Annotated in this window: 14 protein-coding genes; 8 read left to right on the forward strand and 6 right to left on the reverse strand. The window is 57.6% G+C overall.

Going from position 1 to position 16,465, the window contains the following annotated elements; all coding sequences use genetic code 11:
• Positions 1–78: 78 nt before the first annotated feature.
• Together JK232_RS06905 and eco are read left to right on the forward strand one after the other, a co-directional pair.
• Positions 79–1,488, forward strand: a complete 1,410-nt coding sequence (locus JK232_RS06905; protein ID WP_072928194.1) for a 6-phospho-beta-glucosidase — start codon at positions 79–81, stop codon at positions 1,486–1,488.
• A 323-nt stretch (positions 1,489–1,811) separates the two neighbouring features.
• On the forward strand, positions 1,812–2,324 hold the full coding sequence (gene eco / locus JK232_RS06910; protein ID WP_101828243.1) for a serine protease inhibitor ecotin: 513 nt from the start codon (positions 1,812–1,814) through the stop codon (positions 2,322–2,324).
• A 110-nt stretch (positions 2,325–2,434) separates the two neighbouring features.
• Here eco and ftrA read toward each other — a convergent pair whose 3' ends face one another.
• Entirely contained in the window at positions 2,435–3,430 is a 996-nt protein-coding gene (gene ftrA, locus JK232_RS06915; RefSeq protein WP_101834958.1) for a transcriptional regulator FtrA, read from the reverse strand.
• A 95-nt stretch (positions 3,431–3,525) separates the two neighbouring features.
• Here ftrA and JK232_RS06920 point away from each other — a divergent pair, with 95 nt between their 5' ends.
• Entirely contained in the window at positions 3,526–3,960 is a 435-nt protein-coding gene (locus JK232_RS06920; RefSeq protein WP_101854711.1) for a rhodanese-like domain-containing protein, read from the forward strand.
• A 58-nt stretch (positions 3,961–4,018) separates the two neighbouring features.
• Positions 4,019–4,453, forward strand: a complete 435-nt coding sequence (locus tag JK232_RS06925) for a GNAT family N-acetyltransferase (protein ID WP_212588972.1) — start codon at positions 4,019–4,021, stop codon at positions 4,451–4,453.
• Between the two features lie 137 nt (positions 4,454–4,590).
• On the opposite strand, the gene JK232_RS06930 is transcribed toward JK232_RS06925, so the two are convergent.
• From JK232_RS06930 to JK232_RS06940, 3 genes are all read right to left on the reverse strand, one after another.
• Positions 4,591–5,253: a DUF2268 domain-containing putative Zn-dependent protease gene (locus JK232_RS06930; RefSeq protein ID WP_246538384.1), complete on the reverse strand. Its 663-nt coding sequence runs from the start codon at positions 5,251–5,253 to the stop codon at positions 4,591–4,593.
• 97 nt (positions 5,254–5,350) lie between these two features.
• Positions 5,351–6,604, reverse strand: coding sequence for an MFS transporter (locus tag JK232_RS06935; protein ID WP_101834954.1), 1,254 nt, complete (start codon positions 6,602–6,604; stop codon positions 5,351–5,353).
• A 58-nt stretch (positions 6,605–6,662) separates the two neighbouring features.
• Entirely contained in the window at positions 6,663–6,881 is a 219-nt protein-coding gene (locus tag JK232_RS06940; RefSeq protein WP_146000853.1) for a hypothetical protein, read from the reverse strand.
• A gap of 158 nt (positions 6,882–7,039) precedes the next feature.
• On the opposite strand from JK232_RS06940, the gene JK232_RS06945 reads away from it, so the two are divergent.
• The 3 genes from JK232_RS06945 to JK232_RS06955 all read left to right on the forward strand — a co-directional run bounded on the left by JK232_RS06945 (position 7,040) and on the right by JK232_RS06955 (position 13,955).
• Entirely contained in the window at positions 7,040–7,642 is a 603-nt protein-coding gene (locus JK232_RS06945) for a DsrE family protein (RefSeq protein WP_072928188.1), read from the forward strand.
• Positions 7,643–8,120: 478 nt separating this feature from the next.
• Positions 8,121–11,912, forward strand: coding sequence for an FAD-dependent oxidoreductase (locus JK232_RS06950; protein WP_212588973.1), 3,792 nt, complete (start codon positions 8,121–8,123; stop codon positions 11,910–11,912).
• Positions 11,913–12,119: 207 nt separating this feature from the next.
• Positions 12,120–13,955 (forward strand): ABC transporter ATP-binding protein, encoded by a 1,836-nt coding sequence (locus JK232_RS06955; protein WP_072928185.1) that lies wholly within the window; start codon positions 12,120–12,122, stop codon positions 13,953–13,955.
• A 67-nt stretch (positions 13,956–14,022) separates the two neighbouring features.
• Here the strand turns inward: JK232_RS06955 and JK232_RS06960 are convergent, their stop codons facing one another.
• The gene (locus JK232_RS06960) at positions 14,023–14,412 is read right to left on the reverse strand and encodes a tautomerase family protein (protein WP_101857945.1); all 390 of its coding nucleotides are present in this window, start codon (positions 14,410–14,412) and stop codon (positions 14,023–14,025) included.
• 119 nt (positions 14,413–14,531) lie between these two features.
• Here JK232_RS06960 and JK232_RS06965 point away from each other — a divergent pair, with 119 nt between their 5' ends.
• The gene (locus JK232_RS06965) at positions 14,532–15,485 is read left to right on the forward strand and encodes a LysR family transcriptional regulator (protein WP_212588974.1); all 954 of its coding nucleotides are present in this window, start codon (positions 14,532–14,534) and stop codon (positions 15,483–15,485) included.
• Between the two features lie 248 nt (positions 15,486–15,733).
• Here the strand turns inward: JK232_RS06965 and JK232_RS06970 are convergent, their stop codons facing one another.
• Positions 15,734–16,462, reverse strand: a complete 729-nt coding sequence (locus tag JK232_RS06970) for an SDR family NAD(P)-dependent oxidoreductase (RefSeq protein WP_072928180.1) — start codon at positions 16,460–16,462, stop codon at positions 15,734–15,736.
• Positions 16,463–16,465 lie beyond the last annotated feature (3 nt).

Consider the following 16,465-nt stretch of genomic DNA (forward strand, 5'->3'; position numbering starts at 1 on the left):
ATCCCTACGGTGAGGCTTCCTGCTGCCCTGCGCGGCCTATTCCCCTCGCCTGACTCACACCAAACGGAGTTACATCCTATGCAAAATAAGATCAAGATTGTCACCATCGGCGGGGGTTCCAGCTATACGCCGGAACTGATTGAAGGCCTTATCCTGCGTAAAGACCAGTTACCGATTGCTGAGCTGTGGCTGGTGGATATTGACGATGGCGCAGAGAAAATGGAAATCGTCGGGAATATGGCGAAGCGTATGATCGCCGCGGCGAAGCTGGACTGGCAGGTGCACCTGACGTTAAACCGCCGGGAAGCGCTGAAAAATGCGGATTATGTCACCACACAATTTCGCGTCGGCTTGCTGGATGCGCGCCTGAAAGATGAGGTGATCCCATTAGCCAACGGTTTGATGGGGCAGGAGACCAACGGCGCAGGCGGTATTTTCAAAGCGTTCCGCACCATCCCGGTTATTCTCGACATCATCGATGATATGCGTGAATTATGCCCCAATGCCTGGCTGGTGGACTTCACCAACCCGGCGGGGATGGTCACGGAAGCTGCCATCAAATACGGCAAATGGGAAAAAACCGTCGGGTTATGTAATGTCCCCTTCGGCCATATCACCCAGGCGTGCAAAGTGCTGGGCAAAGAGGAAAAGGATCTCTATTTCAAATTCGCCGGGCTTAACCATTTCCATTGGCACCGCGTCTGGGACCAGCAGGGCAATGAGCGCACCGCAGAACTGATTGAGAAAATCTACTCCCCTGAGCAGCAGGAGAGAACGGATGAAGGGCTGAAAAACATCCACCAGATCCCTTTCTATTTCGACCAGGTAAAACATCTGGGCCTGTTGCCTTGTGGCTACCACCGCTACTACTACCTGCAGGAGCCGATGCTGGCACACGCTGTCGAGGAGTTCGCACGCTATGAAACCCGTGCGGAAGTGGTCAAGAAAACCGAAGCGCGCCTGTTTGAGCTGTATAAAGACGTGAACCTGAACTACAAGCCTGAGGAGCTGAGCCAGCGCGGCGGTGCGCATTACAGCGATGCCGCGTGTGACCTGATCGCGTCTATCCAGAACAACAGCGGTAAACTGATGGTGGTTTCTACCCGTAACAATGGGGCTATTGCTGATTTGCCGTTTGATTGCGTGGTGGAAATCACTGCGGCCATCACGTCGCACGGCCCGGAGCCGCTGCGCTGGGGTGCGTTGCCGCCGGCTGCCCGCGGCATGATCCAGTTAATGAAAGCCATGGAAGAGACGGTGATCGACGCGGCCGTCACCGGTGATTACGGTGCCGCCCTGCATGCCTTCACCATCAACCCGCTTATCCCGGCGGGGGAGACGGCCGTTAAGGTACTGGATGCGCTGCTCTACGCCCACAAAGCCTATCTGCCTAGATTTGCCGATAAAATTGCGCAGATAGAACAGGAGAAGCCTGAGATCGCGGCATTCGTCGACACGCTGCTCGCCGACCGGAAAGCCCATGCCTGAAGGCGTTGCCCGGATACCGCCTCGCATTGAGGCGGTTGTTTTGTGGTCATGGCATGACCTTCCCCTACATCGTCTTCCGCCGTTAAATGCTATCAACGTGTGCTCTTCTGCTCTGTCGCCTGAGATAACCGGCGGTGTCAGGATCAGGCACGGATGAACCCAAACAGCCTGTGTAAACTATTTGTTACGGGAGGCAGCGCCCCGATCCTTCTCTGTTGAGTGACAATAACTGCTGGCTTTAAATAGAATTGCAGCGCTTAATACTTCTTAATTCAATATTTCCAGCCATTTGTCTGGACAAAATGCAATCAAGGACACCTTCCATGACCAGAACGTCCCCGTTGGCCATCTGTTTGCTGATGACCGCCAGTTGCCTTTCAGCAAGCGCTTTCGCTCAGCAGCCGCCTTTAAAAAATATCGCACCTTATCCGCAACCGGAGAAAGGAATAAGCCGGCAGGTGATCCAGCTGCCGGAACGTAAGAATGAGTATTTATATAAAATTGAGCTGATGATTGGTCAAACGTTAGAAACCGACTGTAACCAGCACCATTTGCTGGGCCAGCTGCGGAGCGAAACGGTGGATGGCTGGGGATACCCTTATTACGTGTATGAGCCGGCAAAAACGCCGGATTCAGGCATGATGCACGTCTCGACTATGATGGCCTGCCCTGAAGGGAAAAAGGAAAAGAAATTTGTCGACGCAAATCTCGGGGCGAATGGCATGTTGCGTTATAACAGTAAACTTCCCGTCGTGGTGTATACGCCAGGCAACATTGAGGTTAAATACCGCATCTGGAAAGCCGAAGACAACATCAGTTCTGCCAAAATAGAGTAAACCGTAATGCGTTAAAGTCCGGCTTTTTCCCCCGGTATACGACTGATATTCCACCGCCTTGCTTTCTGGCCGGAAAACCCCTGCGCGCCCGGCTTTCCGTCGCATTGTGGCTACCCGCCCAATGCGCCGGTGCCTGCGCTTTCCGTCGCCATGCTGCCAAACAGCTTACGGTAGGAGGAGAGTGAGACGCCCACCGATTTACGGAATGCGGCACGGAAACTCTCCATAGACCCGAACCCACAATATTCCATGACGTGTTCGTTAGGCAGGTGGTTATTTTCGAGTAACTCGCGCGCAAGGTTCATCCGGGCCTGAAGCAACCAGGCTTTGGGGGTTGTCCCCATCGCCTCTTTGAAACGCCGCAGAAAAGTCCGTTCTGACATTAACGCCCTGTCTGCCATTTGCCTGACTGACAGCGCCCTGTCCAGGTTCTGAAGCGCCCACTCAAGCACCGGGGCAATCTCATCACGCGGCTTCTGTGCAACAGGAGACGGGATAAACTGGATTTGCCCGCCAGAACGTTGCGGGGCCATCACTAAACGCCTCGCCACCACGTTAGCAATATGCGCACCGTAATCACGGCAAATCAGATGAAGGCAGGCATCAATCCCTGCTGCGCTTCCCGCAGAGGTAATAATTTGCCCGCTGTCGACATACAGGACATTCGGGTCCACGGTTATATCGGGATAGTGCGCCGCCAGCTCACTGGTATAACGCCAATGGGTGGTCGCACGCTTGCCGTTCAGTAAGCCGGCAGCCGCCAGGACAAAAACGCCTGAGCAGATAGAGAGCAGGCGCGCCCCGCGCTGACAGGCCTCACACACTGCGTCCAGAAGGGCCTGCGGTGGCTTTTCATCGCGGTTACGCCAGCCGGGAATAATGATGGTCTGTGCTTCGCTGAGCGAGTCCAGCCCAAAATCTGAAACAACCTGGATGCCTTCTGACACTTTTATCGGGGAAGGGTCGACCGACACTATCCGGTGTTGATACCAGGGAAAATCAAATTCAGGGCGATGAAGGCCAAAAATCTCTACCGCGATCCCAAATTCAAACGCACAAAGTCCGTCATAAGCCAGGATGGCGACCAAGCCGGGGTGTTTTAACATTGGCGGAAAACTACCAGTTATTGTCAGTGCCGCCACTTTATCAGCGTGAGGCTGCTTCTTACAATCATCAGACACTTTGAAAGGAGACAGTGCTCATGCCAAGTTTAATCAGTGAAGTTCCCGCCGCCTCACCTGCTGAATCCCTGCAACATTTCAGCCGCCGTTTAGCGTTTGAAACCGATTGCTCCGATGTCCATCAGAGCCAGAAAACAGGCAATGTCGACTATGTGTTGGTCGATGTCAGAAGTGGTGAAGCCTTTGCAAAAGCGCATGTCCCCGGCGCGATCAGTATTCCCACGCGTACCCTCACTGAGGAGCGCATGTCCGGGTATCCACGCGAGACGCTGTTTGTTGTTTACTGTGCCGGCCCCCACTGTAACGGCGTACACCGTGCCGCCATCCGGCTGGCTGGGCTGGGTTTTGCGGTAAAAGAGATGATTGGCGGCCTTACCGGCTGGGTTGACGAAGGGCTTCCCCTGCAGGGAGAACATATTCCCGCCCCGGCCGATGGGTTCTCCTGCGAATGTTGACTCCCCCCTCACTATCCGGGCAGCGATGCCCGGTGATATCCCGGATGTGCTCAGGCATATGCGTTCGCTGGCAGAGTTCGAGCATTATATCAGCGACTTTACTGTCGATGAAAAGTCCCTGTTAACGCGCGCGTTTGGGCCACATCCTGAATGCCATATTTTTGTCGCCGAGTGCCGTGAAGGCATTATTGGCTATGCGGTTGGGCTGGTTATCCCCTTTACCTACGATCTAAAGAAAACGCTGGTTCTGAAAGAGTTTTTTGTGGATTCAGGGCACAGGGGAAAAGGCGCCGGCTCTGCGCTTTTTCGCCATGTGGCGGCCTGGGCTATTGCTGAGGGTGGGGGGCGGCTGAAATGGGATGTGATGGTCGGAAATCAGCCTGCAGAAGCCTTTTACAAAAAGCATGGCGGCTGCCCTGACAGTAAGTGGAGACCTTATGTGATGGGTGAAGACGCGTTAAAAGCGGCTGCGAACGGCATGGTGTCTGAATAAACGCGCCGGTTAAAACATAACATCAGGGTAACCGGAAAGCAGATTCCTTCATCTCTTTGATGGAGGCGTCTCTTCACCCGTTACCTTTTCACTTGCTGAAACAGGGAGGCCTGATGAGCCTGACCGGTGATGTTCACTTACATAAATGTTCTGAACGCTTCCGCCTCTGCATTGGCAAGCATTGAGGCCCGGAGGTGTGGGGCAGCGGCAAGGTAGCGAGAAACCAGGTGGAACCCTGCGCTATATCCCAGCCACCGGGGTAAAGAGCCGGTTCCGTAAAACCAGGCATTGTGATCGTAATCCGTGCGATGCCAGTATTCATTGAGGTGTGGAATATAGGGTTGGAGTATGTCTGAACTGAGGCGCTCCCAGGGCTCTGGTTCCCCTGCAAAAAGCTCAAGCGCAAAATGCCCGGCAAGCCCTTCAGACACCAGCGCTTCACCGAGCGTCCGGCCATATCCCGGCCCGGCCCACCGCGCAGCATGGTGCAGCTCATGCGCAAACATCCGCTCAAGGGCATCCTCTTCATTGTGAGAAAACGCCGGGTTTTCAGGATCAACCGTGATATACACCACCCCCGGTTCCGGGCAATATCCCATATGCCCTTTTTCCGGGATGACATACGCCCCCGCTTTTACCACAACATCGACAGCAGGCAGCGGCAGCAGTTTGTTTGCGAGGGCGTAGGTATGGGGCAGGCAGCTATGAAGCCATTCACAGTAAGGGGTGAGTTTCCCGTGCGCATTCAAAATATGAAGCGTCATTTGCGGCATAATACTGTTACCCAAAAGCATTAACATAGAGCCTTATGTTAACAGACACAGGCGTACTAAGCGGCAAGCGGCTCACCGGCCGCAATGCAGGCGCTCAGTGCCCGGACGCCTGCAAACCCGTTGATTATGCATCCTGCAAGCGTGCCAGCATACTTACCCGGCAGGCGTAAATAATCACGCACAACAGCAGGCTGAGTAACGCCGTGCAGATAAATACCCCCGCACCGGTCATCGACAGCATCACACCACCGATTAACGGCCCGGCAGCGATCCCAAGCGAAGACAGCATGGACGCGCCCAGGTAGGCACCACGATGTGCTGCCGGGGCCAACTGATCGAGCAAAATGTTCAGGTTCGGCATCAGAATCGCTTCCCCCATGCTGAACACACCGGTCACCGTCAGCCATAGCCAGATGTCCGTCGTACGGATGGAAAAAAAGCACAGCTGCGATAAAGCGAAAATGATGCCGCCCAGAAGAATGCGTTTCGGCAGGGCAATGTGCGCCAGAAACCGCATAATAAACGTTTGAAATACCAACACGGTACAGGCATTCGTGACCAGTATCAGGGTAATCAGCTTAACCGCCGCGTTGCCGTCAAGTAACAGGAGATACTGGGGCAATATGGCTTCGTAATGGATAAAAACAACGCTGCACAAAATGCTGCACAGCAGCGCCGCCATGTAGATTTTATCCCTGGCGATAATACCTATCACCTGGTGCAGCTTAACCGCCGGCCCGCTGCCGGCCTGTTGCTCAGCCAGCAGTTTGCCCGCCGGGATAAACAGCAGCACGTAGACGAAAAAAGGCAGATAAGACAGCCCGGTTATCAGGAATGTCCCCTTCTGAGAGGTCAGGCCAAATGCTATCCCCACCAGCGGGCCGCATACCGCCGCAACGTTAATCAGGTAGTAGCGCATTTGCAGGGCAAGCGCCCGGCGGCGGCGGTCACCCAGCAAATCACTCATCAGCGCACGCAGGGGCGGATCAACCCACGCAAAGGACACACCAATGATCATCAGGCCGACGATAAACAGCCCTATCCCGGTTGCCTGCGCCAGGGTGATATACCCCACGGCGGAAAACGCACAGCCCAGCAGAAGAATAACGCGCCGGCCCAGCCTGTCCGAAATTTGCCCGCCATACATCCCGAGCACCACCGAAAACAGGGCGCTGCTGGTCATCGCCAGGCCAATAGCAACCGGCGACATATGGTAATTCTGCGTCATGATCACCGCGATAAACGGCCAGGCCATAAAATAGCTGAACCGTATGACGAGCGTAAAAAAGAGCAGCGCATGGACAGTCGCCGGAAAAGATTTCAGCGTCTGGAACAGGCCTGTTGCCGCACTGGCTTCAACGACCGGTTTACTCGTCATAAGCTATCCTTATCATTATTTTTATTAACAGGCTGGGGTCGCTGTTGGGCATAAGAGACTAAATAGTAATAAGATTATTCTTCTGCGCCCGCAATAAAAATGTTAATGAAGTGTTGAATTCACCAGCTTGTGAGGTAATGGCTCTTTGTGGCAGGGAAATATAAGGGAAAGCGGGAAGCAGAGAATAAAATACGGACGTTACTGCTGGCATCAACGGCAACCCCCTGTGGGAAGCGGGCGTGAACAGGGTTAACCCTGCGCGTTTGTCCCAGCCCACATGGGACTCCTCTTAAAACGCCGTTCCGGCCGGGTTGGCGTTACCCGGTTGCGTAGCGTGCGTGATAAATTACCCCACACATATTCTGATACAGATTATTGCCTGATTCACCGTATTGACTGCAACGGCCGCCTGCCGGCCTGTTCAGGGAGAACGCTATGCGCCATCTGACATCATTAGTGATCGTTGCTTTGCTGGGCGGGGCGGTGGGGGCTGCGGCCACGCAAGCGCCCAGGTTGATCACCCATTTTTCCGGCACACAGACGGCAAAAACCGCCCCGGCCGGGTTCTGGCAGACGCCCACCATCGAGGGTTACGGCAAAATCCACTATCTGCCGGAATCGGCTTACCTGCCGCGTACGGATAAGGTGCATAAAATTGTCTTCCAGATTACCGAACAGGCCGATGCGCCCGACAAAGTGAACAAAGAACTCGATCATCTGGCACGCACGGTAAACCTCTATGTCGCCGCCGGTGTGCCGCTCAGCCAGCTTAAGTTTGTCGGGGCAATTTCGGGCGCCGCCACTGATGCAATTTTAAGCAATGAGCACTACCATGAGGTGTTTGGCATCAAAAACCCCAATGCCGCATTGATTGAGCAACTGACCCGCGCCGGTGTGGATCTGGCGGTATGCAGCCAGGCGGTGGCCGGGCACCACTACCCTTATGATGCGATCGACCCCCACGTCACGCTCGCGCTCTCCAGCCTGACGACCATCACTTCCCTGGAAGAAGACGGCTATGTATTAATGCCGCTATGATCTTCCCCTACCAAACCGGCGTTATTTAGCAGGATAAACAACGCCGGTTTAGTAATTCGTGCTAATAACTTCCCGTAAATTTTGTAAAAAATCGTTTATTTAGTTTATTGCAGCTAAAAGTTTTGTATCGCGTGCATAAACCACTGGATGAACAATACTTCGTCTATCCTGACTCATAAGTGGGATGGACAAACCTGTCCCTGACTTTCTCAAAATAACGATATGTTTTTGCCGAAAGATCCCGTGATTATGCCGTTCTGCTCATCAGTCCGGCATTGGGCTGAGGCCTTTCTCTTTCGCGCGTAGCCGGTCACCGGTACGCCGCACCACACAGTGATACCGTTTTGCAACACGGCCGTTTTCCTGCGGACAGGAGGCGGCTTCCCCAGCGTTTGTGTCGCGATGCCCTGCCTGCCAGAAATGGCCAATGGGCAGGCAAAAGGCAGCGCCGGCTCATTTTATGCAAAAGGAACACGTCATGACCCCATTTTCCAGTTTCTGGCAAGCCGGATATGAAGGTGCGGATCATATCAACCCCCTGGGTGAACCGCTGTCGATGAATGAGGCCACCGGCCATTTCTCGAGAGTGCGGGAGGATTACACCGCGCTGCTGGGTTTTAACATCCGCTGTGTGCGCGAAAGCGTGGGCTGGCGGCTGGTGGAAAAAGACGGGCAGTTTGATTTCAGCTCCCTGGAGGAGCGCGCCCGGATTGCCCAGGAACTGGGCATCCAGATTTGCTGGACGTTCTGCCATTACGGCTACCCCGACGATGTTGAGATGTTCTCCCCGGAATTTATCACCCGCTTTGCCCGCCTGTGCGATGCCCTGACCCGTTACCTCGCCCCGTATACCGACACGCCCATCTACTCCCCGATCAATGAAATCTCCTTTACCAGCTGGGGCATGGAAAACGGCATTTTCCCGGTGCCGGCGGGGGCGGGGGAGAACGTGGCAGACGAGGGCAAACGCCAGTTTGTGCGCGCCACCATCGCCGGGTGTGATGCCATCTGGGCGGCAGACCCGCGCGCGCGCATCTTGCAGTGTGACCCGATTATCCACCTGGTGCCGCCGGAAATAGAGGTCGAAGGGTTTGACGGCTCAGTCGAAGGCTGGCGTCAGGCGCAGTACGCCGGGTGGGACATGCTGTGCGGCCGCCTCGCCCCGGAGCTGGGCGGCTCGCCGCGCTACCTCGACCTGATTGGTGCCAATTATTACCACAGCAACCAGTGGGAGGGCGGGACGGAAGCCCGGCTGTGGTGGCATCTGGGTGACCCGCGGCGCAAGCCGCTGCACCTGATGCTGAAAGAACTTTACCAGCGCTACGGCCGCCCGATTTTGCTGGCGGAAACCAGCCACGTCGGCAGCGGCCGCGGTACCTGGGTCAATGACATTACCAACGAAGTGGCGCAGGCGCTGCTGGCGGGGGTAGATGTGCGGGGGGTGTGTCTCTACCCGATTATTGACCGTCCCGACTGGGACAACGTTACCCACTGGCACCGCAGCGGCCTGTGGGATCTGGACTATCTCGGCCCCGATCCCTATGCCCGGGTACTGGTTCCTCACTATGCCGCAGCCCTTCGTCGTGCTCAGGGAATGCTGCATCGGCTCCACTCGAAACTGTGTTTCAACAACAGCCCCATGGGCCAGGAAAGCTCTATGTCGACAATTATTGTGTTTTGCCATTTGCGCTGGGACTTCGTCTATCAACGACCACAACAATTACTTAGCCGGCTGGCTCAGTTTCACAAGATCCTGTTCATCGAAGAACCGGTGTATGACGAAGGTAAACCCTATCTGGAGACCAGTACCCCGGCAGCCAATATCACCGTTTACCGCCCTCATACCCCTGTGCACGCGCCTGGTTTCCATGATGACCAGATCGCCGTGCTGCAACCGCTGCTGGAAAACCTGATCGACGACAGCAGCGACCCGATTGTCTGGTTCTATACGCCGATGGCGCTGCCGTTGCTGGCCCCGCTCCATGCCAGCCTGGTGGTGTACGACTGCATGGATGAACTGGCGGCGTTTAAAAACGCGCCCAAACAGCTGTTGCAACGTGAGTCCGCGTTGCTGGCGCGGGCCGATCTGCTGTTCACCGGCGGCCCAAGCCTCCATGCCGCCAAACAGGGCCGCCACAACAACAGCTACTGCTTCCCAAGCAGTGTGGACGCCGTGCACTTCGAGCAGGCGCGTGACCGCAACAACGGCCACCCGCTGCAACAGGCCCTGCCGCGCCCGCGCCTGGGCTTCTATGGCGTGCTGGACGAGCGGCTGGATCTCGATTTGATCGCCGCCCTGGCGGACAGCCACCCGGAATGGCAGCTGATCATGGTGGGGCCGGTGGTAAAAATCGACCCGGCCACCTTGCCGCAACGCCCGAACATCCACTACTACGGCCAGCAAACCTATCAGTCACTGCCGCATTTCCTGGCAGGCTGGGACGTCTGCCTGCTGCCGTTCGCGCTTAATGAATCCACGCGCTTTATCAGCCCGACCAAAGTGCTGGAATATATGGCCGCAGAACTGCCGATTGTAAGCACCCCGATTAAGGATGTGGTGGAGCCTTACAGTGATGTGGTGGCCATCGGCCACACGGCGGAAGAGTTTATCGCCGCCTGTGAGCGGGCGCTGGCGCAGGATGAGCAACAACTGGCGGAAACCGCCTCGGTGATGCGTACCCGCATCGCCCGTACCTCCTGGGATGCCACCGCAGAACAGATGGCGACGCTGATGGATGAGGCGCTGCTGCACAACCGCCACCCGGTGCTGGAAACGGAAATGCCGACCCGCGCCGAACTCTCCGGCTCCAACGTGGCGGTGCTCAGCACCGGCAATGTCCAGAGCGAGGCGCTGCGTATTCCGTGCCTGATCGCCGGGGCGGGGCCGACCGGCCTGAGCGCGGCTTACCACTACGGGCCGGGCGCACTGCTGCTGGAGCGCCACGACAGCGTCGGCGGCTGGTGCCGTTCCGTGGAAGACAATGGCTTCACCTTCGATTACGCCGGCCACATCATGTTCTCCAATGACCCGTACGTGCTGCAACTCTACGAGATGCTGCTGGGGGATAACATGCACTGGCAGAACCGCGAAGCCTGGGTTTACAGCAACGACGTGTTCACCCGTTACCCGTTCCAGGGGGCGCTGTATGGGCTGCCGCCGGAGGTGATTAAAGAGTGCATCGTCGGGGCCATCGAAGCCCGCTACGGTGACGAGGCCCAAAAAGCCACCGGTAAAGTCGTTAAGCCGCTGGATGACTGCTGTGCAGACGGCAGCGCGCCGGACGAGAACACCCCGGTGCGCGAGGGCAGCACTAAAAAGCCGCAAAACTTCGAGCAGTTTATCCATCAGGTATGGGGCAAAGGGATCGCCAAACACTTCGCCGTGCCGTACAACAAAAAACTCTGGACGGTGCCGCTCTCTGAGATGGAAACCTCCTGGCTGGGCGGGCGTGTGCCGCTGCCGGATCTGGAGCAGATTATCCAGGGCGCGCTGGAGCCGTCACCGCCGCCGATGGGGCCGAACTCCCGTTTCGGTTACCCGCTGAAAGGGGGCTTCCAGGCGCTGATGGAAGGGTTCCTGCCGCATATTGAGGGCCAGCTGGAAACCGGCGCGAAAATCGTCCAGGTGCAGCCGCGTGAACACCTGCTGACACTGGCCGACGGCCGCCGCTACCGCTATGACCACCTGGTCAGCACCCTGCCGCTGCCGGAGCTGATTAAAATGATGGGCGATGCCGCGCCGCCTGCGGTGCAGGAAGCCGCTGCCGGGTTGCAGCATATTTCGGTGAAATGTGTGAACCTCGGCATCGGGCGTGAAAACCTCACCGATAAGCATTGGATCTATTACCCCGGCGAAACCATTTTCCACCGCATCTTTGTGCAGGGTAACGCCAGCCCGCACTGCAATGCGCCGGGTGGGTTCGGTATCACCTGTGAAATCACCTATTCACCGCACAAACCGCTGCCGGTGGATGGGCAGGCGCTTATTGACCGCTGCATCGAGGAGTGCATCCAGGTCGGGATGTTTACCAAAGAGGACAAGGTGCTGGCGGCCAACATCGTCGACATGCCTTACGCTTATGTGATCTACGACCACACCCGCGCCCAGCATGTGTCGACGGTGCGCACCTGGCTGGCCAAGCATGACATTGTGCTGGCGGGTCGCTACAGCGAATGGGAGTACTACAATTCAGATCACGCCTTTGTGGCCGGCAAGAACGCGGCGCAGAAAGTCAAAGCGCTGCAACGCAAAGACGGTACCGGCAGTTAACCTCCGCGCGCCCCGCTTGCCGGGGCGCCGCTTGTTCTGCCTGCGCTTCGGCCGGGCATGCGTCATCTCCGCCGTCCGGCATGAAATCTCCCATAAATAATAAATATGGCTACACTTTATAGCGGTGACAACGTCACTTTTGAGGCCGCAGGCGGCCTTCAGCACTGCGTAATTGATAAAATCCGCACATGACATGAGAGGCGTAATATGTTGTACCGCAGCTTCGAAAGGATGATTGATATCTTTAAACCCGCCCCGAAGGAGACGCCGCCGAACCGGGTCTGGGCATTTTATTTTTACTATTTGCGTCAGGTCTGGCCCAGTTTCCTTGGCCTGATGTTCGTTGGGCTGATCAGCGCCTTGCTGGAAGTGGTGCTGTTTGACTTCCTCAGCCGCATCATTGACCTCACACGCGACACCACGCCGGAGCGGTTCTTCAGCGAGCACAGCGGCGAGCTGATCTGGATGCTGATCGTGGCGCTGATCCTGCGGCCGCTGTTTATCGCCCTGCATGACCTGCTTATCCACCAGAACATCAACCCCGGCATGTCCAGCATGATCCTGTGGCAGAACCATAACCATATCCTGCGGCAGAGCCTGCGCTTCTTCCAGAATGACTTCTCCGGCCGCATCGCCCAGCGCATTACGCAGACCGGCAATGCGTTGCGCGATTCCGCTGTTCAGGCGGTGGATGCGATCTGGCATGTGCTGATTTACGCCATCGGGTCAATGGTGCTGTTCGCCGAGGCGGACTGGCGGCTGATCATTCCGCTGCTGGTGTGGATTGTGGCCTATGCCATCAGCCTCGCGTATTTTGTGCCGCGGATTAAAAACCGTTCGGTTGCCGCCTCCAATGCCAACTCACGCCTGATGGGCTGCATTGTGGACGGCTACACCAACATCCTGACCCTCAAGCTGTTTGCGCATAAAAACCTCGAACAGGATTACGCCCGCACCGCCCTAGAGGAGCAGACCCACAAAGCCCAGCTGACCAGCCGTCTGGTCACCAGCATGGATGTGGTGATCAGCACCCTGAACGGGCTGTTGATTGTCGCCACCACCGCACTGGCGTTGTGGCTCTGGACGCAGAACATCATCACTGTCGGGGCGATTGCGCTGGCGACCGGTTTGATGCTGCGGCTGGTGAACATGTCCGGTTGGATCATGTGGGTGGTCAACGGCATCTTCAGTAATATCGGGATGGTGCAGGATGGGCTGGAAACCCTGACCCAGCCGGTGAGCGTCACTGACGAGCCGAACGCGCCGGAACTGGTGGTCACGCAGGGTGAAATCCGCTTCGAACATGCGAAATTCAACTACATCCGCGAAGGCACGCCGTTAATCCCGGATTTCAACCTGGTGATCAAACCGGGCGAGAGAATCGGCCTGGTCGGCCCGTCCGGCTCCGGCAAGTCCACCCTGGTTAACCTGTTGTTACGCCTGTATAACCTCGACGGCGGCCGTATCCTGATTGACGGGCAGGACATCTCGCAAGTGAGCCAGCAGAGCCTGCGCGCGCAAATCGGCATGATCACCCAGGATACGGCGCTGTTGCACCGCTCCATCCGCGATAACCTGCTGTACGGCAGGCCCGACGCGACGGAAGAGGAGCTGGAGCACGCCATCAAACGGGCGCACGCGGATCAGTTCATCCCGTTCCTGACCGACGATCAGGGCCGCACCGGGCTGGATGCGCATGTGGGTGAGCGCGGCGTCAAACTCTCCGGCGGCCAGCGCCAGCGTATCGCCATCGCCCGTGTGCTGCTGAAAGATGCGCCGATCCTGATCATGGATGAGGCGACCTCGGCACTCGACTCTGAAGTCGAAGCGGCGATTCAGGAAAACCTGAACACCCTGATGAAAGGCAAAACGGTGATCGCCATCGCCCACCGGCTCTCCACCATCGTCAAAATGGACCAGCTGGTGGTGATGAAAGAGGGGCAGATTGTCGAGCTGGGCAACCACGAGGAGCTGCAAACCGAGCAGGGCCTCTACTCCCGCCTGTGGCGTCACCAGACCGGTGGCTTCGTCGGGGCGCGCTGACTGCAACAGCGTAAAAAAAGGGACGGCATACCGTCCCTTTTTGTTGTCTGTCTGGTCGTCGTGGGCGTCAAAGCTCACCCGTCAGATATTGCGCCACGCCGTTGCCGAAACTCCAGTCGGAACGGTCGTTATTGATAAATGACACCATCACATCGCTGGGGGCAATGCCGCAGTGCTCGTGCAGTTCACGGCACAGCTCGGTAAGGAACAGCGCTTTCTGTTCCGGGCTGCGCGGGCTGGTAAAGACCCGCAACACCACCACCTTCTCCGTGCGCTCAATCCCTAAGCCGGTATCCTGAATCACCATCTGGTAAGCTTTGTTTTCGTGAACAATCTGGTAACGGTCGCGCGCCGGCACCTTGAACGCCGTCAATACGGCACGGTGCGCGGCGTCCAGCATAGTTTTGGTTTCAGCTTCACTGCGCCCTTCAAGGACGTCAAACATCAATAACGGCATGGGTCACCTCACAATGTGCATTCAGGTTCAACGGGATAACGGAAGGCCAGCGTAAAGCAAGAATGCGGCGGGAAAAAGCGCTATCCTTGAACTGATTATTCACTCTATTGAACAATGCGATGAAAGACTTGAAACCCGATGCCCTCTGGACACACCTGCACTGGCTCTCGGTGCTGGCGGAGCAGGGCAGTTTTACCCGCACGGCGGAACGGCTGGACGTCAGCAAAGCCGCGGTCAGCCAGAAAATCAAAGAGCTGGAGCAACTGGCCGGGGTGCCGCTGGTGCGCCGCACCACCCGTACCATGCAACTGACCGACGCCGGGCAGAAACTGGTGGAGGAGCTGAAAGCGCCGTTCTCGGAGATTATGCGCAGCTTTATCGGCATCCGGGATGCCCAGGGGCCGCTGCGTGGGCGGGTGCGCGTAACGGCCCCGGTGGCCTTCGCCCGCCAGCAACTGGTGCCGCACATCATCGGCTTTATGCGCCGTTATCCGCAGGTGCGGGTGCAGCTTGAGGTGAGTGACCGGCTGGTGTCGCTGGCGGCAGAGGGGTTTGATCTGGCGATCCGCCACAGTGACACCCTGCCGGAGACGCATGTCGCCCAGCGGCTCTGCGCCACGCGCACGCTGGTGGTCGCCGCGCCGGACTACCTCCGCCGGCACGGCACGCCGGACACGCCGCAACAGCTCGCCGATCACCAGTGCCTCTACTACCCACGCGGCACCGAGCAGCCGGGCTGGGCCTTTGTTTCAGAAGAAAAAGAGGCGCAGCAAAACATGCTGCACGAAGCATCGCCGGTCACGGTGCCGGTCAGCGGCATGTTCGCCACCAATAACAGTGAGTCGATCCGGGATGCGGCGATCGCCGGGATGGGCATCGCGCTGCTGCCGGACTTCAGCGCCCGGTCGGCGTTAGAGGCGGGAACGCTGGTGCCGTTGCTGGCCGCCTGGCAGCCGGTTGGGGTGTTTGCGCAAAACCTGTATATCGTGCGGCCGTGGAGCGCGCAGGTGCCGCGTGCGGTCACGGAATTTGCTGCTTACCTGCGGGCAGGGTTTACTGACACACAAGGGTGAACGTGCGGACAAACAGCAGGCGAAAAAAAGCCCTGCATCCTGCTGTTCTCTCTTGCCGGAGTAAAACGTCAGGGGCAGGGCAGAAAAGGGGCAGCCCAGGCTGCGCCAACGAGAAACCGCCAAACATGGCGTTATTATTCAGCCGCATTTTTATTCTGTGCGGCTTTATGCCCAGAGGTATTTCCCAGAGGTATTAACCGGTACAAAAGGTGCGCCGGTGCCTGTCGGCATCACTGCCGCAAGCCGGATCAGGCGGTCAGGCCGCCATCAATGATCAGCGTCTGGCCGGTGATATAGCGGCCGGCCTCACCGATCAGGAACTCCGCGGCCTGGGCCACATCATCCGGTTGGCCAAACTGCCGCAACGGAATACTTTTGCGCAGGGCTTCCCGCTTATGCGCGGGCATCGCGGCGGTCATGTCCGTCTCAATCAACCCCGGCAACAGGCTGTTAACCCGGATGCCGAACCGCCCCAGCTCATGCGCCAGCGAACGCCCCATGCCGATCATCGCCGCTTTGCTGGCCGCATACGCCGTTTGCCCGGTGTTGCCGTGAATGCCGGTAATGGAAGACATCAACAGCACCGTGCCGTGGCCCTGCGCCATCATGGCCGGCAGCAGCACGCGATGCCAGAACAGCACCGTGTTGAGGTTGGTGTCCAGGGTCAGGTTCCAGCTCTCAGTCGCGTGGTGGATATGCAGCCCGTCCCGGCAGATGCCGGCGTTGTGGATGATCGCTGACGGTGCGCCGTACTGTGCCAGCAACGCCTGGGCGGTGTCGGTCACCTGCTGCTCATCGCGGCCGTCACACCGGAAGCCCTTCACCCAGCCTGCGCCGCCCGCCTGCTCCAGCGCACGGCTCTCCTGCTCACTCTGCCGCCAGGTAAATGCAACGTTCATGCGGCGTGACAGCCGTGTGACCAGCGCCGCGCCGATGCCCCGGCTGCCGCCGGTGACGAGCACCCAGCTCCCTGTCATGGC

It is taken from the genome of Nissabacter archeti (assembly GCF_018257325.1).
GTDB lineage: Bacteria > Pseudomonadota > Gammaproteobacteria > Enterobacterales > Enterobacteriaceae > Chimaeribacter > Chimaeribacter arupi.

Excerpts from the sequence above, each read along its gene's own strand:
- JK232_RS06920 (WP_101854711.1), top strand. The coding sequence starts at position 3,526 with ATGCCAAGTTTAATCAGTGAAGTTCCCGCCGCCTCACCTGCTGAATCC.
- ftrA (WP_101834958.1), bottom strand. The coding sequence starts at position 3,430 with ATGTTAAAACACCCCGGCTTGGTCGCCATCCTGGCTTATGACGGACTT.
- JK232_RS06935 (WP_101834954.1), bottom strand. The coding sequence starts at position 6,604 with ATGACGAGTAAACCGGTCGTTGAAGCCAGTGCGGCAACAGGCCTGTTC.
- JK232_RS06925 (WP_212588972.1), top strand. The coding sequence starts at position 4,019 with ATGCGTTCGCTGGCAGAGTTCGAGCATTATATCAGCGACTTTACTGTC.
- JK232_RS06965 (WP_212588974.1), top strand. The coding sequence starts at position 14,532 with ATGAAAGACTTGAAACCCGATGCCCTCTGGACACACCTGCACTGGCTC.
- JK232_RS06960 (WP_101857945.1), bottom strand. The coding sequence starts at position 14,412 with ATGCCGTTATTGATGTTTGACGTCCTTGAAGGGCGCAGTGAAGCTGAA.
- eco (WP_101828243.1), top strand. The coding sequence starts at position 1,812 with ATGACCAGAACGTCCCCGTTGGCCATCTGTTTGCTGATGACCGCCAGT.
- JK232_RS06950 (WP_212588973.1), top strand. The coding sequence starts at position 8,121 with ATGACCCCATTTTCCAGTTTCTGGCAAGCCGGATATGAAGGTGCGGAT.
- JK232_RS06930 (WP_246538384.1), bottom strand. The coding sequence starts at position 5,253 with ATGTTAATGCTTTTGGGTAACAGTATTATGCCGCAAATGACGCTTCAT.
- JK232_RS06955 (WP_072928185.1), top strand. The coding sequence starts at position 12,120 with ATGTTGTACCGCAGCTTCGAAAGGATGATTGATATCTTTAAACCCGCC.
- JK232_RS06905 (WP_072928194.1), top strand. The coding sequence starts at position 79 with ATGCAAAATAAGATCAAGATTGTCACCATCGGCGGGGGTTCCAGCTAT.
- JK232_RS06970 (WP_072928180.1), bottom strand. The coding sequence starts at position 16,462 with ATGACAGGGAGCTGGGTGCTCGTCACCGGCGGCAGCCGGGGCATCGGC.
- JK232_RS06945 (WP_072928188.1), top strand. The coding sequence starts at position 7,040 with ATGCGCCATCTGACATCATTAGTGATCGTTGCTTTGCTGGGCGGGGCG.